Origin of the sequence: uncultured Marinobacter sp. (assembly GCF_947488835.1) — a bacterium.
Lineage (GTDB): Bacteria > Pseudomonadota > Gammaproteobacteria > Pseudomonadales > Oleiphilaceae > Marinobacter.
On record NZ_CANLBK010000007.1, the window covers coordinates 22,688 to 47,563 of the forward strand.

Genomic DNA, 24,876 nt, shown 5'->3' on the forward strand with positions numbered 1-24,876 from the left:
CTTACGGACAGATTGCATTGGTGTTGTCATTAATGCGGATCTGCCCGCCCCGATTCACTTCTATATTAATCACCGGTGTTCCAGAACGACCGCATAATTGATATACAAATTGCTGACTCGCCATACCACGGCCATTAAAAACCAGGTCAGCTGCTGTGCTTGGTGTGGTCTGGCTTAGGGTAACTGAACCCGGCAAATCATTCGTAGTTCTCAAAAGCTGCTCTCCATTGGCTGTTCCTGCCTTACAGGCCGCCAACGAAGCTTGAATACAAACCGCATACCCCCGGGACGCGTCGCTGGCATTACGAGCATAAACCGTAACACCGTTCGACCGGCGCACCGCTTCGGCTCTAGCGAAATTGAGCAGTCCAGAAATATCATTTGCTGCCGATGCGCGTTGGTTGCTATCGATCATTCTACTGAAATTGGGCAACGCTATAGCAGCAGTGATACTTAACAACACCACAACTATCAGTAGTTCTATCATCGTAAACCCACGCTGCGTCATTGACCTGCGCATGAACCAACTCCCTGAATATTTTTTCATGTTTATAGAATACGAAAGTACAAAAAAACCGCCAGATGTTCTCGACAAGTGGCGGCTTAGACAAGACAAGCGGTTATCAGTGTTTCATTACGTGAAGCTCATCACACGTTCACCACATCAATCCGCAATTCCTTAGGCATAGAGAAAACAATATTCTCCTCCCGCCCCGCTATTTCCTCAGGCACATCTCCACCAAGATCCCGCAGGCGGGCAATCACGTCATTTACCAACACTTCCGGGGCAGAGGCGCCAGCAGTTACGCCGATGGACTTCTTGCCCTCCAGCCACTGCGGGTCAATCTGAGAGGCTTCGTCGATCAGGTAGGCAGGTGTACCCATGCGTTCCGCCAGCTCGCGCAGGCGGTTGGAGTTGGAGCTGTTGGGGGAACCCACAACCAGCATCAAGTCGCAGTCGCCGGCCAGTTGCTTTACCGCGTCCTGTCGGTTCTGGGTGGCATAGCAGATGTCGTCTTTGCGCGGGCCTTCGATCAGCGGGAATCTTTCACGCAGGGCGTCGATCACCCGCGCCGTATCGTCCATCGAAAGCGTGGTTTGGGTAACGTATGAGACGTGAGCCGGATCTTTTACTGCCAGCGTTGATACGTCCTCTTCGTTCTCGACCAGATAAATGTCACCGCCGGTACTGTGATCGTACTGGCCCATGGTGCCTTCCACTTCCGGGTGACCGTGGTGGCCGATAAGTATGCACTCGCGGCCATCCCGACTGTAGCGCATCACTTCCATATGCACTTTAGTGACCAGTGGGCAGGTGGCATCGAATACTTTAAGTCCACGGCGGGCGGCTTCGTTCTGCACAGCCTGGGAAACGCCGTGGGCGCTGAAAATAACGAGCTTGTCGTCTGGCACCTCGTGCAGTTCGTCTACGAAAATGGCACCACGATTACGCAGATTGTCGACCACAAACTTGTTGTGAACTACCTCGTGACGCACGTAAATAGGTGCTCCAAAAACATCCAGAGCGCGATTCACGATCTCGATGGCGCGATCTACGCCTGCACAAAAGCCACGGGGGTTTGCCAATCTTATCTGCATAGTCAGTGCGTCTTTCCTGCCGGTTCTACGTCAATTACTTCTACATCGAAGGTCAGTGTACGCCCTGACAGCGGGTGATTGAAATCAACCTCCACTTCGTCGCCTTCCACACGGCTGACAACACCAGGTAGTTCTTGCTGGCGTGCATCGGCAAAGGAGATCATCACGCCCGACTCCAGCACCATATCTGCGCTGAATTCGTGTCGCTTGAAGGTTTGAACATTGTTCGGATTGCGCTGACCAAATGCCTTTTCTGGCGGCACCTGGTAGCTGGCCTTGTCACCAGCCTTCATACCGAGCAAATAGACTTCAAAGTTTTCAGGCAGATTTTCGTCGCCGATTTCCAGCGTTGCCGCGTCTTTATCGAAGGTGGTATCAATCACCTCGCCGCTCTCGAACTTGAGGGCGAAATGCAGGGTAACTCGTGTTCCCTTGTCTATGGGCAAATCTTTCATGGGCTTTATTTACTCCCGTTCGCAGCTTCGCCAGATTCAGCAGGTTTGCGAAACATATCAAGAATCATCATGGCCGCACCTAGAGTAATGGCAATGTCGGCCAGATTAAATGCGGGAAAGTGCCAGTCCTGCCAGTAAAAATGCAGGAAATCGACAACGTAACCGTGCACAACCCGGTCGTATACGTTACCAAGAGCCCCCCCAAGAATCAGCACTATAGCAACGGCCATCCAGGTTTCATGGCGTTGCAGGTTTCTCAACCAACCCACCAACACCACACTGACAACCAGCGCGAGAGTCACAAAGAACCAGCGCTGCCAGCCAGCGGCACCTGCGAGAAAGCTGAACGCCGCTCCGGTGTTGTGCAGCAACGTCAGGTTGAACATGGGGACAACCGGTACCGGGTTGCCATAAGTCAGCATGGCCGTGGCCATGGCCTTGGTGCCGAGATCGAGAGCGATCACCAACACCGTAAGCCAGAGCCACTTGAGCTTTGTTCCGCTTACCTGCTCGCTCATTGCAACATCCATCAAGCAAACGAGCGGGTTTCGCCCGTTCCTTCCACGTTAGTGATGCAACGGCCGCACAGATCTTTATGCTCGGCATGAGCTCCTACATCTTCCCGGTGATGCCAGCAGCGCTCGCATTTGTCGTGGGAAGCGGGTGTTACCTTTACACGCAAGCCTTCGTAACTGGTCATCTCAGAACCCTCGGCTTCCGACACCGGCCTTACGGTGGCTTCAGAGGTGATCAACACAAAGCGCAGTTCTTCTGCCAGGAACTCAAGATCGGCTGCCAGATCGCCCTCACAATACAGCGTGACTTCAGCGCTCAGAGAACCTTTGATTTCACCGCGGGCGCGGGCTTCTTCCATGCACTTGTTGACGGCTTCCTTGATACCGAATATCCGGCGCCAGTAGTCACGGCCCAACTCGGCATCTTCAGGTAATGCTGTAAGGCCTTCATACCAGGTTTCGTAGAACACGGTATCGCCGCGCTCACCTGGCAGGTGCTGCCAGATTTCATCGGCGGTGAAGCTCAGGATAGGCGCAATCCAACGCACCAGTGCTTCGGCAACGTGGTACAGCGCGGTCTGGCAGGAGCGCCGGGCCAGGCTATCTGCCTGAGTGGTGTACTGGCGATCTTTAATGATATCCAGGTAAAACCCACCCAGTGTGGCTTCACAGAAGCTGTACACCTTCTGATAAATCCGCAGGAAGGCGTAGTTCTGATAGTCCTCATGGAGTTCGTTCTGCAACTGCAGGGCGCGATCCACCATCCAGCGATCCAGAGCAATCATGTCTTCCGGTGCAACCATATGCTGCTTCGGGTCGAAGCCGGTGAGGTTGCTCAACAGGAAACGAGAAGTGTTGCGGATACGACGGTAGCCGTCGGCTGTTTGCCGCAGGATATCTTTGGATACCGTCATCTCGCCGCTGTAGTCGGTTGCTGAAACCCACAAACGCAGAATGTCGGCACCCAGCTCGTTCATTACTTCCTGAGGTGCGATTACATTGCCCAAAGACTTGGACATTTTCAGGCCCTTGCCATCCACGGTGAAACCGTGAGTTAGCACCTGTTTATAAGGCGCTACACCATTCATAGCGATGGAGGTCTTCAGTGAGGACTGGAACCAGCCGCGATGCTGATCCGAGCCTTCCAGATACATATCCGCCGGGAACTGGCCCAGCTCCGGGCGTACGCGCAGAACGGAATCGTGAGTCACACCGGAATCGAACCACACATCCAGCGTGTCCGTCACTTTCTCGTAGTTATCCGCCTCATCACCCAGCAATTCACGGGCATCGATGTCATACCAGGCATCAATGCCGTCGGTTTCGATGGCTTGAGCCACTTTTTCGATCAGGTTTTGAGTATCCGGATGCAGTTCCTGTGTTTCCTTATGGATAAACAGGGTGATTGGCACGCCCCAGGTGCGTTGACGCGAGATACACCAGTCAGGAGATTGCTGGAACATACCCTCAATCCGGTTTTGGCCCCAGGCCGGCACCCAGCGTACGCCTTTGATGGCTTCCAGTGCATCTGCGCGGAGGTTTTCTTTCTCCATGCTGATAAACCACTGGGGGGTAGCGCGGTAGATCAGTGGCGTTTTGGTGCGCCAGCAGTGGGGAAAGCTGTGACGGAATTTTTCCTTCCGCACCAACTTGCCCTCACGCGCAAGAGCGTCGCACACGGGCTCGTCGGCCTTATAGACATGAATCCCTGCAAACTCGCCGGTAGCACTGGTGTAGGTACCGTCGGCCTGAACCATGTTCAGTGTGCCTATGCCGTAGGCTTTGCCCACCACGAAGTCTTCCATACCATGATCAGGTGCCGTGTGAACGGCCCCGGTACCTGCCTCGATCGAGACATGGTCACCCAGAATGGCAGGCACCTGCTTGTCGTAGATCGGGTGATGCAGAGCCAAGTGCTCAAGGCTCGCACCGAGGCAATGCCCCAACACTTCGTATTTTTCGACTTCCCAGCGTGCCATGATACCTTCGACCATGGCGGCAGCCAGAATCATCCGCTCAGGACCATTGCCTGCGTCAACCTGCACCAGTGCGTAGTCCAGATCAGCGTTCAGGGACACTGCCTGGTTAGCCGGGATGGTCCAGGGTGTGGTGGTCCAGATCACCACGGACACATCACCTTCGCCTTTGTCCGCTCCAAATAGCGACAAAGCTTTGGCCTGGTCGACGGCGGTAAAGCGCACATCAATCTGGGTTGAGGTTTTGTCCTGGTATTCCACTTCAGCTTCTGCCAGCGCGGACTGACCCACCACACTCCAGTAAACCGGCTTAAAACCGCGAACAACATGCCCCTTGGCAACAATCTTGCCCAGCGCACGCACAATGCCAGCTTCTACTTTCGGATCCATGGTGAGGTATGGCTTGTCCCACTCACCCATGATACCGAGGCGAACAAAGTCGGCTTTCTGGCCGGCAATCTGCTTGGTGGCGTAATCACGGCAGGCTTGGCGGAAGGTTTTGTAGTCGACCTTCACGCCGGCCTTGCCGATTTCCTGCTCAACCTTGTGCTCAATCGGCAGACCATGACAATCCCAGCCCGGCACGTAGGGCGCATCAAAGCCCATGAAGCCGCGGGATTTAACGATCATATCTTTCAGAATTTTATTGACCGCGTGACCAATGTGAATGCTGCCGTTGGCATAGGGAGGGCCATCGTGAAGGATGAACTTCTCACGCCCGTCGCGCTGTTCGCGCAAGTTGGCGTATACGTTCAGATCCTGCCAACGCTTGAGCATTTCAGGCTCGCGATTGGCCAGGTTACCGCGCATGGGGAACGCAGTTTCCGGCAGATTCAGAGTGTGCTTATAGTCGCTCATGGTTTGTGTGCGTACTCTTCAGGTCAGTTGGTTTGGCCAGCCACGCTCTGGCAGCGTCGAAATCTCTGGCAATCTGCGCTTTGAGCGCATCTATCGAATCAAATTTTTCTTCATCCCGCAGTCCATGGCGGAAAACAACATCAATTCGTTGGCCGTAAAGTGTGCCAGTAAAGTCAAACAGGTGCACTTCCAGTGCCGGTTGCTTGCCATCCACTGTTGGGCGCAGGCCGATGTTGGCAACGCCGTCCTGCCTCGCTCCGTTGCCAAGCGTAACGCCAACCACATACACACCGCGCAACGCAGGCATCTGGTGGAGCAGGATATTTGCCGTGGGCGATCCGATTTGCCGGCCCAGCTGACGGCCGTAAACCACCCTGCCCTGAATATGGTAACGGCGCCCCAGCAAAGCCTCGGCTTTTTCCAGCTGGTTCGCCAGTAGCAGGTTACGGATTCGGGTGCTGCTTATGCGTTCGCCGGCAACGGTTACAGTACGGGTGTTCTCCACTGAAAATCCGGCCGTTTTACCCACCTTCTCCAGCAGTGCGAAATCCCCCGCCCTGTCACAACCGAAGCGGAAGTCATCGCCGACAACAAGGTGGCGCACCGCAAGGCCAGCAATAAGCACGTCGTCGATGAAACCCATGCCGGAGTAGCTGCGAAAAGTTCCATCAAACTTCAGGCAAAGCACAATATCTATACCAGCCGCACGCAGGGCTTCAAACTTTTGCCGAAACCCCATTAACCGGGGGGGCGCCTCCATTCCCTGAAAGAACTCCCTTGGCTGAGGCTCAAATACCATCACGACCGAAGGCAGGCTCAACGCCTTCGCCTTGTTTTTTACCTGATCGATAATGGTTTGATGGCCCAGATGAACGCCATCAAAGTTGCCAATAGTGGCAACACAGCCTTGTGCCAGCGGAGAATCCGCTTGCCTTGAAAGCATTTTCAGGTTGGTCAGGCCCCGGATCAGACGCATGCAATGCGAACCTTCATTTGCCAAGTGGCTTTCTGCGCTCAATCAATGCGCAAAGCGCTGGTGAGAAAACGCGCGATTATACCTTACCTCTGGCGAAAATGTCTTACCCGCACTCCGCTTAGCGCCAGAACAGCAAAGTAGACACTGGCGCTCGCAACTACTATTACACCCATATAGAGCGAACGCTCGATACCATCTGCCGACAGCCAGCGCATAACGGGGTAGTTCAGCCAGAGAATAACGGCGACCATGGCAGCATTTGCCAAGGATATCTGCAGGAGATATTTGCCCCAACCCGGCTGGCTTTTCCACGCCCCCTGGCGCTTGAGGCCCCGCCAAAGCAAAATCGCATTGAGCCAGGCAGAAAGCGAGGTAGCAAGCGCCAAGCCAGCATGGGCCAAAGGCACAATAAGCGCCAGATTGAAGACCATATTGGCAACCATGGCGATGATGCCAATCTTCACCGGTGTACGAGTATCCATGCGAGCGAAAAAGCCGGGCGCGAGTACCTTTATTACCATAAAGGCAAGCAACCCTGCGGAATAAGCCCTCAAACTCTGGGCCGACATAATCACATCCCTGTCGGTCACCTCACCATAGTGAAACAAAGTTGCAATAAGCGGTTCTGCCAGAAGCGCAAGCGCAAGCGCGGCAGGCACCCCGATAATCAGCACCGCGCGAACAGCCCAGTCCAAAGTAGCCGAAAACTGATCAGTTGACGCCGCAGCGTGCTTGCGGGACAAGCTCGGTAAAATAACCGTTGCGATAGCAATACCAAACACACCCAAAGGCAACTCGGAAAGCCGGTCTGAATAATACAGCCAGGACACACTCCCGGTTTGCAGGAAAGACGCCAGCACCGTGTCGAGCAGCAGGTTGATCTGGCTGACCGATACGCCAAACAGCGCCGGCACCATCAGCTTGAGAATGCGACTGACACCTTCATGCTTGTAGTCAACCCGCGGGCGGGGCAGAAGCCCGAGGCGCATCAGAAACGGCAGCTGAAAAAACAGCTGCAAGGCGCCCGCAATGAACACCCCCCAAGCCAGAGCCATAACCGGTTCGCTCATCAAGGGAGTAAGATAAACAGCGGCACCAATCATCGCCAGATTGAGCAGCACTGGCGTAAATGCAGGCACGGCAAAGCGGTCGTAACTGTTGAGAATGCCACCGGCAAACGCTGTCAGTGAAATCAGCAACAAATAAGGAAAGGTAATGCGCAGCATGTCGCTGGTCAGCGCGAACTTTATGTCGTCGCCCAGAAACCCCGGGGCAAACACTGCGGTAAGCAGCGGAGCACCCAGCATGGCCACCAGAGTAATGCCTAAAAGCACCAACCCCAGTGATCCAGCAACCGCATCGACTAAACGCTTTACATCTGAGGAGCTCTTATTTTCACGGTAGGATGAGAGTACTGGCACAAACGCCTGAGAAAATGCGCCCTCAGCGAAAAGCCTGCGCAGGAAGTTAGGTATCTTGAAAGCTACAAAAAACGCATCTGCCCCGGCGCCAGCTCCAAAATAGCGTGCAATCACCATGTCTCGCACCAGCCCCAACACCCTGGAGAGCATGGTCATAATGCCCACCAGGCCAGACGAGCGCAGCAGTCCGGGCACTTTAACTGGCGGCTTGCTTTCAGGCGGGATTGCGGGTTGCGACGACATGCGGGTTCGTATCCGGGTTGTGCACTGTTTTCGGCCGGGTATCTCGGGAATTACCTGCTTCCCTGCCACACCCGTATCCGGCGAGCCGCGAGTTTAACACAGGCCTTTTATACCGGGGGACTATCTGTCACCTTGGCGGGGTTTGGTATTGACATTTCCGGGATTGAGCGGCATAGTTCCGCGTCATTTATTTCGACGCGCTGGTTATGGGCGCGCCCGCGATTTCAGGGTCCCTCTGGTTGGTATTATGCCCAGAGTTCCCGTACGAATCATTCAGTAACGAATTTAAGTACTTTCAGGAGTTTTACGGTGGCAAATTCCCCGCAAGCCAAAAAGCGCGCACGTCAGAACGAGAAGAACCGCAAGCACAACGCTAGCCTACGTTCCATGACCCGCACTTACATGAAAAAAGTTCACGCCAAGATCGAAGCTGGCAACTATGAAGAAGCTCAGGCCGCTTTCCAGGCAGCTCAGCCGATCATGGACAGCATGATCAACAAAGGCATCTTTACAAAGAACAAAGTTGCTCGCCAAAAGAGCCGCATGGTCTCCAAGATCAAGGCCCTGAAGAGCGCCTGATAGCGTCCAACGCTTGAAAGCTCTTATTGCGAATCAAAAAAACCGGCCCATGAGCCGGTTTTTTTGATTCGCAATAAGAACTTTCACATCAGATAATGATCATGTTATCCCGGTGAATCATCTCCTCCTCTGAGATATACCCCAGAATATCGGAGATGCTATTACTGGAACGGCCCGCAATCGCCGCAGCCTCATCCGCATCGTAATTTACCAAGCCACGCGCAACCTCTACACCATCTTCCGCGACACAGGACACCATTTCGCCACGCCGGAACCGCCCAACAACACCTTTCACCCCAACTGGTAGCAGGCTACGACCTCCCTGCCGAAGCACCCTTACCGCCCCATCATCCAACGTAAGCTTTCCACGGGTTTGAAGATGACTTGCCAGCCACTGCTTGCGCGCCGCGATACGGCCCTGCTCCGGGAGCAACAAGGTGCCGCATACGTCACCTTGTCGAAGGCGGGTAAGCACGGACTCAATGCGACCACCAACAATCACCGTGAAAGCCCCTGACCGCGCCGCCAAACGTGCAGCGCGCAACTTGGTCAACATGCCCCCGCGGCCAAGCTCACCGGCACCGCCACCTGCCATGGCATCCAGGGTGCGATCACCCGCAAACCGCTCGGTTACCATAATGGCATCCGGGTTCTTGCGCGGATCTTTATCAAACAGGCCCAACTGATCGGTAAGAATGATCAAGCCATCGGCCTCAACTACGTTAGTGACCAGCGCACCCAAAGTGTCGTTATCGCCAAACCGGATTTCGTCGGTAACCACCGTATCGTTCTCGTTTACGATAGGCACAACACCAAAATCCAGCAAAGCTCTGAGCGTGCTGCGGCCATTCAAATAACGCTTACGATCGGAGAGGTCATCGTGGGTCAGTAAAATCTGAGCAGTATGAATACCATGGCGCTTGAACTGCGCCTCCCAGGTCTGCACCAACCCCATCTGACCAACAGCGGCGGCGGCCTGCAATTCATGCAGCTGTTCCGGGCGCTTTTTCCAGCCCAGCCGGCTCATGCCCTCCGCCACTGACCCGGAAGAAACCACAACCAACTCAACGCCCTCACGGACCAAGGCCGCCATCTGATCGACCCAAAGACCTAACGCCTCAACGTCCAGGCCCTGACCATCATTGGTCAGGAGGGCACTTCCGATTTTCACCACCAGGCGGCGAGCCTGCGGCAGCTGGGCGCGTTGCGTCATGATACGGGCTTGTCTCTCTCGATCGAACGGGATAATTCAGATACCAAAAGGCCGGAATCTAATCCTTCACATACACCACTTCAACGTCGTAATCATCGTCGTCAAAGTCATCATCAGCATCATCGCCTGCAGCCTCACGGGCCGCGCGACGAGCACGTCGCTCTTCTTCTACTCCAGCACGCGCCTCTTCGTCCATCTGGCGACGCCTTGCAGCTTCACGCTCAGCGACCTCAGGATTCTCAGCCTCTTCTTCAGCGCGCTCCTCAATCCAACGCATAACTGCCTGAGTCAGCGGCTTGGTACCCTCACCACTTAACGCTGAAATCCTGAACACCGGCCCCTGCCAGTCAAGCTCATCAATGATCGCCTGACAGTGGGCGTCCCGGTCTTGCTCCGGCACCATGTCGACTTTATTCAACACCAACCAACGATCCCGATTTGCCAGGGTTTCACTGAACTTCTCAAGCTCGTGAGCAATCACGTTTACAGCATGTGCTGGTGATGAACCGTCGTAAGGTGCCACGTCGACCAAGTGCAACAACAAGCGAGTGCGTACCAAATGCCTTAGAAAGCGAACACCAAGACCCGCGCCTTCCGCTGCACCCTCAATCAGGCCGGGAATATCTGCAATAACAAAACTTTGGTGCGCCTGCACGCTCACCACACCCAAGTTCGGAACCAGCGTTGTAAACGGATAGTCTGCAACCTTGGGCGTGGCGGCAGACACCGACCGTATAAACGTCGACTTACCCGCATTTGGCAACCCGAGAAGACCCACATCCGCTAGAACCTTCAGCTCCAGCCGCAGGTTTCTGAGCTCACCCTCAGAACCTTTTGAAGTTTGGCGAGGCGCACGATTTATAGATGACTTGAACCTGGTGTTGCCGAGGCCATGAAAACCACCCTGAGCCACCTTCAGGCGCTGGCCGATGCGGGTCAAGTCACCGAGCACCTCGTGGGTATCCACATCAACCACCGTGGTGCCAACTGGCACCGGCAGCACAAGATCCTCACCTTTGGTTCCAGTGCAGTTCCGCCCCGACCCCTGCTCGCCACCTGGCGCTTTGTGTTTGCGCTGAAACTGATAATCAACCAACGTATTGAGCGAATCACTTGCCTCGAGATACACGGAGCCACCATCCCCGCCATCGCCCCCGTCAGGGCCGCCCTTTGGAACGTACTTTTCACGCCGGAAACTAAGGCAGCCGTTTCCGCCGTTACCAGCTTCAACGATGATTGTGGCTTCGTCTACGAATTTCATGAATCTACCCTTTGCGCGTAGCGCATAAACTAAAAAGCCCCGCAGCCTCAAGGAAGCTTTGCGGGGCTCCGGATGGCTCTGACTCTAACTATAACAGTAGAATATCAGGGCTACCCAAGGTTCGACAGAACCGGCTCGCCGCTGCTTAGGCAGCAGCGGGAACGATGCTTACGAACTTACGGTTCTGTGGACCTTTCACTTCGAACACAACCTGACCGTCTGCTTTCGCAAACAGGGTGTGGTCTTTGCCCAGGCCAACATTGGTGCCGGCGTGGAAACGGGTTCCGCGCTGACGCACGATAATGCTGCCTGCAGATACTGCTTCGCCGCCGTAGCGCTTGACACCAAGTCGTTTCGACTCGGAATCGCGACCGTTACGGGTACTACCTGCTGCTTTTTTGTGAGCCATGACAAGTCTCCTGATTAAGGGGTATTTTCCAGACCTTAGCCCTGGATACCCGTGATCTTGACTTCAGTAAACCACTGACGGTGGCCCTGACGCTTCATTGAGTGCTTACGACGACGGAATTTGATGATGTTGATCTTGTCGTGACGACCGTGGCTAACCACTTCGGCAGTCACTTTGGCACCATCAACTACCGGCGCGCCAACTTTGAAGTTGTCGCCATCAGCGATCAGCAGAACGCGGTCAAACTCGATGTTGCCGCCTGTTTCCACTTCCAGCTTTTCCAGCTTCAGCGTTTCGCCTTCTTTAACACGGTGCTGCTTACCACCGCTAACAATAACTGCGTACATTAACTTTACTCCGCGATTGACCCATCCCTGCTCTTATCCACCTGGTTCTAAGGGAAGCGCTTCGGCAACCCTATAACAGGGAGCGCAGGTTGGGATGAGTTGGGCGCGTGATTGTACGAAAAGGCGGCCAGCAATACAAGCCAAGTTGACACTAACCGCTGCAATACCTAGCATTGCCGCAACCTGCCTGTATTAACAGTACACTAGACAGCTATCTAATCACGACATCAGCAAGGGATCCAAAAGCCGCATGACAGCCCAGCGCATTTACGACACCGTGGCAGACGACTTCAGCCGCGTTAATGACCTGATCATCCAGCGGCTTTCCTCCGATGTCCCCCTGGTAGAAAAAATAGCCCAACACATTATTGAAAGCGGCGGTAAGCGCTTGAGGCCCTTACTGGTTTTACTTTCCAGCCGGGCTGCAGGGTATAACAATGACGAGCACCTCAAGCTGGCCGTGGTGATCGAGTTTCTGCACACCGCCACCCTGCTCCACGACGATGTTGTAGATACATCGGATATGCGCCGGGGCCGAAGCACTGCAAATGCGAACTGGGGAAATGCCCCCAGCGTACTCGTAGGTGATTTCCTCTACGCCCGCGCATTCGAGATGATGGTTGAGCTGAAGAGCCTTTCTATAATGGAGATCCTGTCTCACGCCACAGCCGTGATTGCTCAGGGCGAAGTGATGCAGCTGATGAACGTGAAAAATCCGGATCTCACAGAAGATCAGTACATGACCGTGATCCATAACAAAACCGCCATGCTGTTCGAAGCAGCCTCACACTCCGGCGCCATACTCGCCAAAGCGAGCGAGGCCCAGGAACAGGCGCTGAAAAGCTACGGCAAACACCTGGGGCTAGCCTTCCAGTTGGTAGACGATGTTCTGGATTATCGCGGTGACGCTGAAACCATGGGCAAAAATGTGGGCGACGATCTGGCGGAAGGCAAAACTACTCTGCCACTTATTCACGCCATGGCAAACAGCAACGAAGAAGGCCGCCAACTCATACGCCAGGCAATCCGCAAAGGCGGGCTCGATGATTTACCGAAGGTACTCGAACTGGTTGAAGCTTCCGGGGCGCTGGAATACACCATGGAGAGAGCCAGGGCCGAAGCGGCAAAAGCCTCGGACACCCTGAACGCGCTCCCTGACTCGCCCCATAAAGAAGCTCTGGAACTGCTGACCCAAGTCGCCGTGGCGCGAGTCAGCTAAAGCCCGCTTTATAGACCATCACGCCTGTGGGGAGCGGTGAAGTCCAGCTGCGGTCCCACTGGCACAACCTGTGTTGGGTTGATGGTGCGCTGGCTAACATAGTAGTGCTGCTTGATCTGGCGAATATCCACAGTATCGGCCACACCCGGCACCTGATACAGCTCCCTCAGATAACCTGAAAGTGCCGGGAAATCGCTGATACGCTGGCGATTGCACTTGAAGTGGCTGTAATAAACCGCATCAAACCGAACCAGCGTTGTGAACAACCGCCAATCTGCTTCAGTGATGGTGCTCCCCGTCAGATACCGCTGCTTCGACAGCTTGGCTTCCAGCCAGTCCAACGACTCGAACAACTCGGCATAGGCCTTTTCATATTCATCTTGAGCCGTGGCAAACCCTGCCTTGTAAACACCGTTGTTAACCGTGTTGTAAACACGCTCATTCACTGCATCAATATCTGCCTGCAGCGCTTCCGGGTACAAATCCAGATCCGCGTTTACACCCTCAAGGCCATCAAACGCCGAGTTGAACATGCGGATAATCTCCGCCGACTCGTTGCTGGCGATGGTGTTCTGGTGCTTGTCCCACAACGTAGGAACCGTCACACGCCCAGAATAGTCTGGCGCTGCCTTGGTATATACCTGATGCATAAAGCGGAAATCATGCAAATCATCTTTATGGGCGCTGTCATCCGGCCGGAATTCCCAGCCGTTCTCGACCATATCCGGATGCACTACCGACACGGATATGTGCTTCTCAAGACCTTTCAGCTTCCGGAAAATCAGCGTGCGGTGAGCCCATGGGCAAGCCAGAGACACATACAAATGATAGCGCCCGGACTCCGCCTTGAAACCACCCTCACCCGCAGGCCCGGCGGAACCATCTGCCGTTACCCAGTTCCTGAACCGCGCTGCTTCGCGCTCGAATTTTCCACCGGTTTTACTGGTGTCGTACCACTTGTCCTGCCATTTTCCGTCAACAAGAAGACCCATAGTGAACACTCCTCAAAAGTTCTGAATTAACGTGCCAACCTCAATGAGGGCCAGCACCAGAGACCGGGCGCCTGTCGGGCAAGCCTCTCACAAACCGTGCATTGCCAGGGATGGCAATGCCGAGCCCCCACGGACGGGTTCACGGCGTGTTTGTGAGAGGCTTGCCCGACAGACGCGAACTCCATATGTAAAGAAGGATAGCGGCCATACTGCTACACTCTCAAGCAACCAATTCTGGCCAACAACCTCAGATAATTCGAACATGCACACTGCCATTACTATAGACGCCCTGAGAGTCCTCGATGCCATCAACCGCAAAGGCAGCTTCGCCGGTGCTGCCTGCGAGCTTTTCCGAGTGCCATCGGCGATCAGCTACACCGTGCAAAAACTCGAGGAAGACCTGAACGTAGCCCTGTTCGACAGAAGTGGCCACCGCGCCGTACTCACGCCCGCGGGTATTTACCTGCTCGAAGAAGGCCGCATTCTGCTTGATGCCGCCGAGAACCTTGCTCACTCAACCCGGCAGGTCGCGCAAGGCTGGGAAACCAGGCTGCGCATCGGATTCAACTCATTGCTGCCAGCGGATTGCCTGTTTCCCGCTATCAAAGACTTCAGCGCCCTGGGCGTGCCGGTCGATGTTCAAATTGTCGAAGAAGTGTTTGCCGGTACCTGGGACGCGCTTCAAAGCCGCAGGGTGGACCTTGTTGTCGGAGCCGACGATATCAGCAAACCCGCTGGAAACTTTACCTGCCAGAACCTTGGCGTAATGGACTTCATTTTTGTCGTCTCACCCGATCATCCTCTGGCGAGTGCAGAAGAACCCCTGAGCGAAGACGACATTTTCCGCTTTCCCGCAGCCGTTGCCGCCGACTCGTCCCGATCCCTTCCCGCTGGCCACGCCGGCATCTTCCATCGGCAGCGCACCTTGACCGGCACCAACATGGATCACAAAATCGCCTTGCAGAAGGCAGGTCTCGCCGTGGGCTGGCTGCCGAGATCCCGAGTGAGCACCCTGGTTGCCAATGGCCAACTCATCGAAAAGCAAGTGAAGGAAGCGAGGCAGTCCGTGTCACTCCAGGCCGCCAGGCACGCTGACGACAAGGGTAAAGCGCTTATGTGGTTTTGGGACAGACTGATTGATGACCCGGCCATCACACGCTGGCTCAAGACCTGAACTACCCGGCAAGGCGCGGGGCATAATGACTTCGCAGCAGAACCATGGCAGGCAAATGAGTCAACGGCATCAACAGCCGGTTCATTTATACTGCAGCGATCCTCACTAACGAACGGAGCTCATTGATGCGGCAGCTATCGGAACTGGATGCCTCCTTCCTGTACCTGGAATCAGCCAATGCACCGATGCACATCGGCAGCATTTACGTGTTTGACGCCAGCGAACGGGAAACACCTCTGGCGTTCAGTACTTTTATCGCCTATCTGCGAAGCCGCCTTCACGTGGTCCCGGTGTTCCGCCAGCTGCTGAAAGAAATTCCTCTGCGCATGGGCCGACCCTATTGGATTGATGATCCGGATTTCAGTATTGAGCGACACCTGGCCTATGTCAGCCTCGGCGAAAACAGCCGTGAATCACACCTGATGACCCTTGCATCCAAAATCCTGGAAGACCCTCTGAAGCGTGATCGCCCACTCTGGCACATTACCTTCGTGGACGGCTTCCGGCTGGGTGACGAGAAAGAAGGTAAGGCGGGCATCGCTCTCATTGTAAAACTGCATCATGCAGCTATCGATGCGTTCAGTGGTGCTGAAATCATGGGCAAGCTACTGGAATACACGCCTGAGCCGCAATCCATCCGCGCGCCACGTCCCTGGCAACCGCGCCCGAAACCGTCAGAAGAGCGCGTCGTTATACAGGCGGGGGTAAACATGCTGCGAACACCCTGGCGCGTGACTTCTCTGGCCGTTGGCGCGGCAGAGGCAACGGTGCGCGGGCTGGTTCAGAAGCAACTGCGAAAAATACCTCTGCCATTCCCGATATTTTCAGCTCCGCACAGCCCATTCAACCGCCAGATTACAGCCAATCGTCAATTAATCTCTGCAAAGGTCGATTTGTCTCGTCTGAAAGCAATCAAAGCATCTCTGGTGGATGTCACGCTTAACGATGTGGTGCTGGGGCTTTGTGCAGAAACACTGCGGCGATATTTGAATGATCAGGGTGCGAGCACTAACGAATCGTTGATTGCCATGACGCCCATCTCCGTGCGCTCACGCATGTTGAACAAAGCCACCGGCAGCCAGATGTCTGCCATGCTTCTGGATCTGGCAACCAATGAGCGTAATCCGGCCAAGCGTATTCGTCGGATTCACTGGAACGCTGTCGCCTCCGAACCATACCGTGAGGCCATAGCCGCAGATCGGCTTACTGAATTGCTGCCCTCAACGATGCTTGCGCTGTCGGCACGGCTGTATTCGGAGCTGCAGATTGCGCAGCGTTACCAACCGGTATTCAACCTACCTATTACCAACGTACCCGGCCCACAGGTACCTCTTTACTTGCAGGGCGCCAGGTTGGTGCAACAGTACAATGCCGCGCCACTGTTCGACAGTCTGGGCCTGGGTATTGTGGCGGTAAGCTATCAGGGTAGCCTCACCCTTAACTTCACCATCTGCCCGGATGTCGTCGCTCATGGAGATTCACTCCAACGCCATGTCTGCGACAGCCTTGTCGCCATCGAAGATGCGGCCATCGAGCTCCCGCCCGAGGAAATGCACACCCCGCTTGAAGAAACCCGGAGCCAGACCCTGGCAGACGATGCCATGAACCTGCTTGAAGCCGCTCTACAGAAACTGACGGCGCGCTTCAAGCGGTAACGAGCCTTATGAACGCCAGGCGGCTACTCGAATGCCCAGCGCAGAAACGCCTTTTTGTCTTCGTCGCTCGCAGTTTCCCAAACGGATTTGAGACGACTCAACGCATCCACGCCATCACTAGTTGCGGTGGCACTATCAGCGGATAAAGGTGTCCGCTCTGACCTTGCAGTGTCGGCCGGCGACCAATTTGTAGAGTGCGCAAGCGCCAGGCCATCACCTCCCACAACTGCTGCGGAAAATTCAGGAACCTCTTTTTCGGCCTGTTTGCGGGATTCAGGCTTTGAGAACTCGAAGCGGTAGGTAGCCTTGGGATTCGCCTCAAAGCGCACGACTTGCGGCTTACTCTCAATAATGTGGACTTTTGACTCACCGTTGTCCACAACCCCGGATTTGGCCCAAATGGTTTTGTAGGTGAACACCACCTCATTCTCACCGGGTAGAAGCGCATAATCCAACGCCAGGTCATCCATCAAATAGTTCTTCATTGTGCGTCCGTTAACCTGGCTCACATGAATAGCACCTGGTGCTTTCAAGACTGCCGCGTTTTCGGCACCTGCCGGGTCACCCTCCCACGTCTCGAGCTTGGTTATTGCCGTTGAGCAGCCTGCCAGAGTTGTCAGCAACACCGCCGCAAGCGCCAACCGGCACGCCTGCCACCAACGGCTTAAATGGCTCATCTCCAACCTTGCAACACGTAAAATGTACACCATACTCATGTTATCTCCTTGAGGGTAAGAGGAAGCCCGGCGCGAGAATGCGACCAGCTATTGCGCATTTTGAACACCGAAACCACTGAGGGCAACCGAATGCGCAAAGATGCGCGAAAGTCCGACCCGCCGTGGCGACGTCTGCTTAATTGTTAATAATTGTTGAATTTGCCGGAAATTGGTTTAATTTTAAACAGAACCTTATCAATCACACTGCGCCCGACATACAAAATCAGAAGTCAGGCATCGGAGCCGGCCATGAACACCCAGGTCAGATCAGGAGAAGACAGACACATTCCCTTTCGTAGCAGTCGGTATTTTTGCGTCGGGAACAAATGGTATTTCACGACCAGGGAGGGCTTTGACAGCGGCCCCTTCGCATCAAGGGAGCGCGCTGAAATCGGGCTAAAGCGATTCCTTCATGTCGTGAGGTTGCTCCCCGAAGAGATGCAGGTGCACTAAGGGCAGGCACACGCCGGCGCACCCATGCATACCGCAAATGGGTTTCCGGGAGACTTAAAGGATGAACGGCATCAGCCAAGCGTCAATCGCGAGTAGGCAAAGCAGTGCCATGGCGGCGGCCACGACATCATCCACCATGATGCCCAGCCCTCCTGGCAATCGTTCATCCAACCAACTGATAGGCCAAGGCTTCAGCACATCGAACAGCCTGAATACCAGAAACGCCAACAATACGCCGTAAATATTCTCAGGAAACAAGCCAAGGGCAATCCACATCCCCACAAACTCGTCCCACACGATACCGCCGTGGTCGTGCACTTTTAAATCCGCAGCGGTTTTTCCGCATAGCCAAATGCCCACCAGGAAGGCCAATGCAACAACCAGCCAGTAGGCAGCAGGCGGCAACCAGGCAAAGCAGTACCAGAGTGGAATAGCTGCCAGACTCCCCCAGGTTCCGGGGGCCCTTGGCGCTGCGCCGCTGCCAAAGCCGAAGGCTAACAGGTGCACGGGATCTTTCAGAAACCCCGGCGGCAAAATGGCCTGTGGCAAATCCGGCTCTGGCCACTGGTCTTCCTGAGTCATATTTTTCTCCTGAAATGGTCAAAACCTGTCGCTTCTGAGCCCGACACTACAGCAGTACCATCAAGGCGCAAACCAGAAGCTGGCTCAATCACGCCGATAACGGTGAGCTGTTGCTTTAACGATTTGGGTACACTTGCCCAACGTGCTTCCGGAATGGTTGCGCACAGTTCGTAATCATCGCCGGAGTTCAGCGCATAATCCATGGCTGCGTCGCCTTTCAAGCGGGCTAGTGCCTGCGATACCGGCACATGGGCTCGGTCAATATTCGCGCCCACATTGGACGCTTCAAGAATATGGTTGAGATCTGCCAGCAATCCGTCGGATACATCAATCGCCGCCGTCGCGAGGCTCCTCAAAGCCATGCCCAATTTCAGCCTCGGCTGCGGACAGTGATAGCGCTTCAATACCGACTGCTCGTCTTCTGAGGGACTGCAGGCATCAAGATAATCCAAGGCGGCCCCTGCATCACCCAAGGTGCCAGACACTACAATCAGATCGCCAGCACATGCTCCGGAGCGTCTGATGGCTCGCCCCTGCTCCACCAATCCATGCAGCTGCAGGCTTAATGTAAGAGGGCCGCGAGTTGTATCACCTCCAGCAAGCACCAGGCCAAAGGATTCCGCCGCACGACCCAGCCCACGGGCGAAATCACGCAACCAGGCCTCATCGGCTTCAGGGAGTGTCAACGCAAGGGTAAAGCAATCAGGCTCAGCACCCATGGCCGCCAGATCACTCGCAGCCACTGCAAGAGCTCTCCAGCCAAGGTAGTCTGGGCGATACCCAGCGGGAAAGTGCACACCCTCAACCAGGGTGTCGATAGAAAAAACCAGATCAGAACCGGGGGGAATGCTTTGAATTGCACAGTCGTCGCCCGGTCCCAGCACAACAGAGCGGGAACCGTGCAGACGCGCTAACGGCATGAAATACTGCCGGATCAGCTCAAATTCACCCATCGGTTAGCGTGAGCGGGTCTCGGCAAGACGTAAACGACGGCCTAACTTATCAAGCACACTGTTAACAAACTTGTGCCCTTCTGTACCCCCGAATCGCTTTGCCAGTTCGATACCCTCATTGATAACAACTTTATACGGCACATCAACCCGGTGGCGCAGTTCGTATGCACCTACGCGCACGATGGCCAACTCTACCGGGTCTACCTCAAGCAGCGGGCGATCAAGAAAGGGCTCAATCAGCTTATCCAGCTCTGCTTGTTCACGGTGAACACCGCGAAGAACATCCCGGAAGTACAGGGAATCCACTTTGGTCATGTCGTTGTCGACCATGAACTCAGCTTCGATATCCGAAATCGGACTCTTGGTAAAGTGGCGCTGGTAAAGCCCCTGCATTGCCAGAATCCGGGCACGGCGGCGATCGCCAGCTTTTGGCTGGCCTGCCGGCGCCGGACCGGGTGTTGTACCTTCAGTGTCACTCATTACTCACCCAGCTTGTTAAACAGGCTAACCATTTCCAACGCTGTAATTGCAGCCTCGGCGCCTTTGTTGCCGGCCTTGGTGCCGGAGCGCTCAATGGCCTGCTCGATTGAATCAACGGTCAGTACACCAAAGGTTACTGGCACGTCGGTTTCCAGACTTACTGCACCGATACCACTGGACGCTTCGCCAGCAACATACTCAAAGTGCGGGGTGCCGCCACGAATAACAGCGCCCAAGGCAATAATGGCGCTATAGCCACCGGTTTCTGCAACACGCTTTACGGCCAGAGGCATTTCGTAGGCTCCGGGCACGCGCACAATGGTTATATCGCTATCGGGAATACCGTGGCGGCGCAAGGTGTCGATAGCACCCTCTACCAGGCTTTCCACAACGAAACTGTTAAAACGGCCAACCACCAGCGCATAGCGCCCGGTGCACTGGGTAAAATCACCTTCAATTACTTTGATATCCGCCATCGGTGGCTCCTTCACGGGCTCCAGCAAAGTGCTGCAGCCAGGTTAATCAGTCTGGGGTGTAGGGTATGTACTCAACTACTTCCAGATCAAATCCGGAAATGGCCGAGTATTTTACGGGCGGGCTAAGCAAACGCATCTTGCTTACGCCAAGATCCCGCAGAATCTGGGAGCCGGTGCCCACGGTAAAATACACACCGGAGCTGCCTTTGCCAGCGGGGCCATGCCCCTGATCAAAGAACTCCTGAATGCGGTCCTCCAGGTTGTAACTATCTTCTGCACTGTTTAGCAGAACCACAACGCCACAACCTTCAGCGGCCACTTTTTCTAGCGCATGGTGCAGCGGCCAGCTGCGGGAATCCTTGCGGCGAGCGCCCAGCAAGTCCCGCAGGGTATCGGTAATATGAACGCGCACGTGCACAGGCTCATCCGCCGGAATCTCACCGTAAACCATAGCCAAATGCGTAGAGCCCTGAATAATATCGCGGTAAGTGCACAGTTTGAACACACCGTATTCCGTATCGAGCTGATTCTCTTCAACACACTCAACGGTGCGTTCGTGGGTAGTGCGATAGTGAATCAGGTCGGCAATGGTGCCAATCTTCAGATTGTGCTCATCGGCAAATAGCTCCAGGTCTTCCCTGCGCGCCATGGAGCCATCATCATTCATTATTTCACAAATAACACCCGCCGGCTCACTACCCGCAAGGGCGGCCAGATCGCAGGAGGCTTCCGTATGTCCCGCACGGCTGAGCACACCGCCAGGATCAGACATCAACGGAAAGATATGCCCGGGCTGAACCAGGTCCGAAGCCTTGGCGTTGCGAGCCACTGCTGCTTGCACGGTACGCGCACGATCTGCTGCTGAGATACCGGTGGTTACGCCGGTAGCCGCCTCAATGGAGAGAGTGAACTTGGTACCGAAACCCGACGCGTTCTGTTGCACCATCAGCGGCAAGCCCAACTGCTCGCAGCGGTCTCGTGTCATGGGCATGCAGATAAGGCCACGACCAAAGCGTGCCATGAAGTTGATGTCTTCGGCGGTACAGTGCTCGGCCGCCATCACCAGATCACCTTCGTTTTCCCGGTCTTCATCATCCATCAGGATAACCATCTTGCCCTGGCGGATGTCTTCTATGATTTCTTCAACGCTGTTCAGTGCCATACTGTTTTGCACCCTTTCAATGCACCCATTACCGCCTATCTGAAGCAGCTATGGTGCGCACTGTGAATTTAATCGCTTAGCGGCGAACCAGGATCAGACGCTGGTCTTCTCCAATCTGTCGCCGGTCTTGTACGGTCCATTCAATCTTGTCTGCCATGGTCTCCAGCGGAAGATGCGCTGTCGGCCGACCGTTACTTCCTAAAAAAACCGGAGCCTGATATAGCCAAAGCTCGTCCACCAACTGCTCACTGATAAATGTGCCTGCCAAGGTTGGCCCGGCTTCAACCAGCAATTCATTGATGCCCATTTCTCCCAGCGAATCCAAAAGCTCGGATACATCAATGCCATTGTCTTTCCATGACACGCCTTTGAGGCGAATGCCCAATGCCGCAAGGTCCTGCGCCGGTGCAGTTGCCAGCGTGGACGATGCGCAAAATACCTGAACCTTACCACCCCGCAAAATGGTTGCAGACGGCGGTGTTCTGGCATCCCTGTCTGCAATCACGCGTAATGGCTGCCGCGAGGGTTCGGTAGCAGCGCCAATATCCCCTAGTTCGTTACGACGAACCGTTAAAGAAGGATTGTCCGCAAGCACGGTACCCACACCGGTAAGTATTGCGTCGCTCTCGGCACGAAGCCGCTGCACATCACGACGGGATTCGCTGCCGGTAATCCACTGGCTCTCTCCGGATGCCATAGCAGTACGGCCATCGAGACTGGACGCCATTTTGAGCCGGACCCAGGGGCGGCCGGTATTCATGCGTTTCATGAAGCCACGATTCAAACGCGCCGCTTCGTCTGCAAGCAGCCCAACATGAACCCTTATACCTGCTTCACGGAGCATGTCGAGCCCCCTTCCGGAGACTGACGGATTCGGGTCTTGAGTGGCGGCAAACACACGGGATATACCTGCATCAATTAAAGCACGGGCACAAGGTGGTGTGCGCCCAAAGTGGCTGCATGGCTCCAGCGTGACATACGCAGTAGCACCTCGGGCAGCGGTGCCAGCCTGGCTCAACGCCCTGGTTTCTGCATGGGCTTCTCCGGCTCGCTCATGCCAGCTCTCGCCCAGAATCTTGTCGCCACGGGCTATTACACATCCAACCCGGGGGTTGGGGTGTGTGGAGTAGCGGCCCCGCCACGCAAGTTGCACCGCTCGAGCCATCATGGACCGGTCCCGAAGCTCAGTCATTTCTTTGAGCCCGGGGTCTGTTTGTCCGCCAATACTTTTGCAACATCAACCGCTGTTTCGCCATTGGATGCTGAAAGCCGCTCGATTTCTTCCTTGAATTCGTTAATGTCCTGGAAGCTGCGATAGACAGAGGCAAACCTTACGTAGGCCACCTTGTCGAGCTGGCGCAACTCTGTCATCACCTCTTCGCCCAGCTGCATGGATTTCACTTCACGCTCGCCGGTCGCCCTCAGGCGATAACGGATGCGGTTCAGCGCAGCATCAATTTGCTCGATGCTCACCGGGCGTTTTTCCAATGCTTTCATTATTCCGGAGCGCAGCTTCTCTTCATCGAAAGGCTGCCGGATGCCGTCCTGCTTAACCACCCGTGGCATGACCAACTCGGCGGACTCAAACGTGGTGAAGCGCTCATGGCAGGAAAGACACTCTCTGCGGCGGCGCACCTGATCGCCCTCGGTCACAAGACGCGAGTCAATAACTTTGGTATCTGCTTCACCACAGAAAGGACAATGCATAACGGTACTCCGGAGAGGGAGCCGGAAGGTGCGTAGGAGTACGCACCCTACCCGGCAGGTCTTACCAGACGCTTAGCTGTACACCGGGAAGCGCGCACACAGGGCTTCAACCTGTCCGCGAACACGACTGTTTACGGCTTCGTCTTCCAGATTATCAAGGATATCGCAGATCCATCCTGCCAGTTCCCGGCATTCGACCACACCAAAACCACGGGTAGTGATCGCAGGCGTGCCCATGCGCAGGCCGGAGGTCACAAAAGGCGAACGTGGATCGTTGGGAACCGCGTTCTTGTTCACGGTAATGTGTGCACGGCCCAGAGCCGCATCAGCATCTTTACCAGTGATATCCTGCTTGATCAGGCTCACCAGGAACAAGTGGTTCATGGTGCCACCGGAAACCACATCGTAGCCACGATCAACAAACACCTGCGCCATGGCAGACGCGTTCTTGACCACTTGTTTCTGGTAGGTTTTGAACTCTTCGCTCATGGCTTCTTTGAAGCAGATCGCCTTGGCTGCAATCACGTGCATAAGAGGACCGCCCTGGCCGCCCGGGAACACGGCTGAGTTCAGTTTCTTATGCAGAGCTTCGTCGTCGCAGGCCAGAATCAGGCCACCACGGGGCCCGCGCAGGGTTTTGTGAGTTGTGGTGGTTACCACGTGTGCGTGAGGCATGGGGTCTGGATACACGCCCGCTGCCACCAAGCCGGCTACGTGCGCCATATCCACAAACAGGTAAGCACCAACCTTGTCGGCAATGGCGCGGAAACGGGCAAAGTCCAGTTCCTGTGAATAAGCTGAGAAACCAGCAATGATCATCTTCGGCTTGTGCTCAACGGCCATAGCCTCCAGCTCATCGTAATCGATCAAGCCAGTGTCTGTATTGATACCATACTGCACGGCATTGTAGATCTTGCCGGAAAAGTTAACGCTGGCGCCGTGGGTAAGATGGCCACCATGAGCGAGACTCATACCCAGAACCGTATCCCCCGGATTAACCAGCGCCATGAAAACGGCCGAGTTAGCCTGAGAGCCGGAGTGCGGCTGCACGTTGGCATAAGCGGCGCCGAACAGTTCTTTGGCGCGATCGATCGCCAACTGTTCAGCAATATCAACAAACTCGCAGCCACCATAGTAGCGCTTGCCGGGATAACCCTCGGCATACTTGTTGGTCAGGTCACTGCCCTGGGCTTCCATTACCCTGGGGCTGGTGTAGTTCTCTGATGCAATCAGCTCAATATGAGCCTCCTGACGCTTGCTTTCCGCCTGCATGGCGTTCCAGAGTTCGTCGTCGAAACCGGCGATCTTCATATCACGATTAAACATCGGTGCGCTGCCCCTGTGTGCTTGACTGGCCCGGAGGGTCTTGGGAATGCCTCCGGAATCCCTTAAAATTCGGGCCGCTATTCTAGCCCATTACCGGGTTGGAAATCATCCTTTATGCTGTGCGCAGAT

General features: G+C 55.1%; 26 protein-coding genes. 5 read left to right on the forward strand and 21 right to left on the reverse strand.

Going from position 1 to position 24,876, the window contains the following annotated elements:
• Position 1 precedes the first annotated feature (1 nt).
• The 7 genes from Q0824_RS16905 to murJ form a co-directional block, all read right to left on the reverse strand.
• Positions 2-508 carry a GspH/FimT family pseudopilin gene (locus Q0824_RS16905; protein WP_298453543.1) on the reverse strand — a complete coding sequence of 169 codons (507 nt, stop codon included), beginning with the start codon at positions 506-508 and terminating at the stop codon, positions 2-4.
• 140 nt (positions 509-648) lie between these two features.
• Complete coding sequence (gene ispH, locus Q0824_RS16910; RefSeq protein WP_298453547.1) at positions 649-1,599, reverse strand: 4-hydroxy-3-methylbut-2-enyl diphosphate reductase; 951 nt, start codon at positions 1,597-1,599, stop codon at positions 649-651.
• 2 nt (positions 1,600-1,601) lie between these two features.
• A complete protein-coding gene (gene fkpB / locus Q0824_RS16915) occupies positions 1,602-2,054 on the reverse strand; it encodes an FKBP-type peptidyl-prolyl cis-trans isomerase (protein ID WP_298453550.1) in 453 nt (150 codons plus the stop codon).
• Positions 2,055-2,059: 5 nt separating this feature from the next.
• Positions 2,060-2,584 carry a signal peptidase II gene (gene lspA / locus Q0824_RS16920; RefSeq protein ID WP_298453552.1) on the reverse strand — a complete coding sequence of 175 codons (525 nt, stop codon included), beginning with the start codon at positions 2,582-2,584 and terminating at the stop codon, positions 2,060-2,062.
• Positions 2,584-5,403, reverse strand: coding sequence for an isoleucine--tRNA ligase (ileS, locus tag Q0824_RS16925; RefSeq protein WP_298453557.1), 2,820 nt, complete (start codon positions 5,401-5,403; stop codon positions 2,584-2,586). The genes lspA and ileS overlap by 1 nt, the downstream gene beginning before the upstream one ends.
• Positions 5,390-6,379 carry a bifunctional riboflavin kinase/FAD synthetase gene (ribF, locus tag Q0824_RS16930; RefSeq protein WP_298453561.1) on the reverse strand — a complete coding sequence of 330 codons (990 nt, stop codon included), beginning with the start codon at positions 6,377-6,379 and terminating at the stop codon, positions 5,390-5,392. Before ribF ends, ileS begins: the two co-directional genes overlap by 14 nt.
• A gap of 83 nt (positions 6,380-6,462) precedes the next feature.
• Positions 6,463-8,043 carry a murein biosynthesis integral membrane protein MurJ gene (murJ, locus tag Q0824_RS16935; RefSeq protein ID WP_298453563.1) on the reverse strand — a complete coding sequence of 527 codons (1,581 nt, stop codon included), beginning with the start codon at positions 8,041-8,043 and terminating at the stop codon, positions 6,463-6,465.
• Between the two features lie 309 nt (positions 8,044-8,352).
• Between murJ and rpsT the strand changes: the two genes are divergently transcribed.
• Positions 8,353-8,622, forward strand: coding sequence for a 30S ribosomal protein S20 (rpsT, locus tag Q0824_RS16940; RefSeq protein WP_298453565.1), 270 nt, complete (start codon positions 8,353-8,355; stop codon positions 8,620-8,622).
• Positions 8,623-8,710: 88 nt separating this feature from the next.
• Here rpsT and proB read toward each other — a convergent pair whose 3' ends face one another.
• The 4 genes from proB to rplU form a co-directional block, all read right to left on the reverse strand.
• Complete coding sequence (gene proB / locus Q0824_RS16945; protein ID WP_298453567.1) at positions 8,711-9,835, reverse strand: glutamate 5-kinase; 1,125 nt, start codon at positions 9,833-9,835, stop codon at positions 8,711-8,713.
• A 58-nt stretch (positions 9,836-9,893) separates the two neighbouring features.
• Positions 9,894-11,096, reverse strand: coding sequence for an Obg family GTPase CgtA (cgtA, locus tag Q0824_RS16950; protein ID WP_298453570.1), 1,203 nt, complete (start codon positions 11,094-11,096; stop codon positions 9,894-9,896).
• Between the two features lie 145 nt (positions 11,097-11,241).
• Positions 11,242-11,505 (reverse strand): 50S ribosomal protein L27, encoded by a 264-nt coding sequence (gene rpmA / locus Q0824_RS16955; RefSeq protein ID WP_216007976.1) that lies wholly within the window; start codon positions 11,503-11,505, stop codon positions 11,242-11,244.
• A gap of 35 nt (positions 11,506-11,540) precedes the next feature.
• Complete coding sequence (rplU, locus tag Q0824_RS16960; protein ID WP_071265462.1) at positions 11,541-11,852, reverse strand: 50S ribosomal protein L21; 312 nt, start codon at positions 11,850-11,852, stop codon at positions 11,541-11,543.
• 250 nt (positions 11,853-12,102) lie between these two features.
• Here rplU and ispB point away from each other — a divergent pair, with 250 nt between their 5' ends.
• Positions 12,103-13,071: an octaprenyl diphosphate synthase gene (gene ispB / locus Q0824_RS16965; RefSeq protein WP_298453577.1), complete on the forward strand. Its 969-nt coding sequence runs from the start codon at positions 12,103-12,105 to the stop codon at positions 13,069-13,071.
• An 8-nt stretch (positions 13,072-13,079) separates the two neighbouring features.
• Here ispB and Q0824_RS16970 read toward each other — a convergent pair whose 3' ends face one another.
• Positions 13,080-14,063, reverse strand: a complete 984-nt coding sequence (locus Q0824_RS16970; RefSeq protein WP_298453580.1) for a glutathione S-transferase family protein — start codon at positions 14,061-14,063, stop codon at positions 13,080-13,082.
• Positions 14,064-14,325: 262 nt separating this feature from the next.
• On the opposite strand from Q0824_RS16970, the gene Q0824_RS16975 reads away from it, so the two are divergent.
• Both Q0824_RS16975 and Q0824_RS16980 read left to right on the forward strand, forming a co-directional pair.
• Positions 14,326-15,237, forward strand: coding sequence for a LysR substrate-binding domain-containing protein (locus Q0824_RS16975; RefSeq protein WP_298453582.1), 912 nt, complete (start codon positions 14,326-14,328; stop codon positions 15,235-15,237).
• Between the two features lie 125 nt (positions 15,238-15,362).
• Positions 15,363-16,892: a wax ester/triacylglycerol synthase family O-acyltransferase gene (locus tag Q0824_RS16980; RefSeq protein WP_298453585.1), complete on the forward strand. Its 1,530-nt coding sequence runs from the start codon at positions 15,363-15,365 to the stop codon at positions 16,890-16,892.
• A 23-nt stretch (positions 16,893-16,915) separates the two neighbouring features.
• On the opposite strand, the gene Q0824_RS16985 is transcribed toward Q0824_RS16980, so the two are convergent.
• Complete coding sequence (locus tag Q0824_RS16985) at positions 16,916-17,608, reverse strand: DUF2057 family protein (RefSeq protein ID WP_298453588.1); 693 nt, start codon at positions 17,606-17,608, stop codon at positions 16,916-16,918.
• A 249-nt stretch (positions 17,609-17,857) separates the two neighbouring features.
• On the opposite strand from Q0824_RS16985, the gene Q0824_RS16990 reads away from it, so the two are divergent.
• Positions 17,858-18,061 (forward strand): DUF6316 family protein, encoded by a 204-nt coding sequence (locus Q0824_RS16990; RefSeq protein ID WP_298453591.1) that lies wholly within the window; start codon positions 17,858-17,860, stop codon positions 18,059-18,061.
• Between the two features lie 54 nt (positions 18,062-18,115).
• Here Q0824_RS16990 and Q0824_RS16995 read toward each other — a convergent pair whose 3' ends face one another.
• The 8 genes from Q0824_RS16995 to glyA all read right to left on the reverse strand — a co-directional run bounded on the left by Q0824_RS16995 (position 18,116) and on the right by glyA (position 24,747).
• Entirely contained in the window at positions 18,116-18,643 is a 528-nt protein-coding gene (locus tag Q0824_RS16995; RefSeq protein WP_298453593.1) for a phosphatidylglycerophosphatase A, read from the reverse strand.
• The gene (gene thiL / locus Q0824_RS17000; RefSeq protein ID WP_298453595.1) at positions 18,640-19,596 is read right to left on the reverse strand and encodes a thiamine-phosphate kinase; all 957 of its coding nucleotides are present in this window, start codon (positions 19,594-19,596) and stop codon (positions 18,640-18,642) included. The genes Q0824_RS16995 and thiL overlap by 4 nt, the downstream gene beginning before the upstream one ends.
• Positions 19,597-19,599: 3 nt before the next feature.
• Positions 19,600-20,076 carry a transcription antitermination factor NusB gene (nusB, locus tag Q0824_RS17005; RefSeq protein ID WP_298453598.1) on the reverse strand — a complete coding sequence of 159 codons (477 nt, stop codon included), beginning with the start codon at positions 20,074-20,076 and terminating at the stop codon, positions 19,600-19,602.
• On the reverse strand, positions 20,076-20,552 hold the full coding sequence (ribE, locus tag Q0824_RS17010; protein ID WP_200204828.1) for a 6,7-dimethyl-8-ribityllumazine synthase: 477 nt from the start codon (positions 20,550-20,552) through the stop codon (positions 20,076-20,078). The genes nusB and ribE overlap by 1 nt, the downstream gene beginning before the upstream one ends.
• A gap of 46 nt (positions 20,553-20,598) precedes the next feature.
• The gene (ribBA, locus tag Q0824_RS17015) at positions 20,599-21,714 is read right to left on the reverse strand and encodes a bifunctional 3,4-dihydroxy-2-butanone-4-phosphate synthase/GTP cyclohydrolase II (protein ID WP_298453603.1); all 1,116 of its coding nucleotides are present in this window, start codon (positions 21,712-21,714) and stop codon (positions 20,599-20,601) included.
• A 76-nt stretch (positions 21,715-21,790) separates the two neighbouring features.
• Complete coding sequence (gene ribD, locus Q0824_RS17020) at positions 21,791-22,906, reverse strand: bifunctional diaminohydroxyphosphoribosylaminopyrimidine deaminase/5-amino-6-(5-phosphoribosylamino)uracil reductase RibD (RefSeq protein WP_298453606.1); 1,116 nt, start codon at positions 22,904-22,906, stop codon at positions 21,791-21,793.
• Complete coding sequence (nrdR, locus tag Q0824_RS17025) at positions 22,903-23,421, reverse strand: transcriptional regulator NrdR (RefSeq protein WP_298453609.1); 519 nt, start codon at positions 23,419-23,421, stop codon at positions 22,903-22,905. Before nrdR ends, ribD begins: the two co-directional genes overlap by 4 nt.
• A 72-nt stretch (positions 23,422-23,493) precedes the next feature.
• Positions 23,494-24,747, reverse strand: a complete 1,254-nt coding sequence (gene glyA, locus Q0824_RS17030) for a serine hydroxymethyltransferase (RefSeq protein WP_298453612.1) — start codon at positions 24,745-24,747, stop codon at positions 23,494-23,496.
• Between the last annotated feature and the right edge of the window lie 129 nt (positions 24,748-24,876).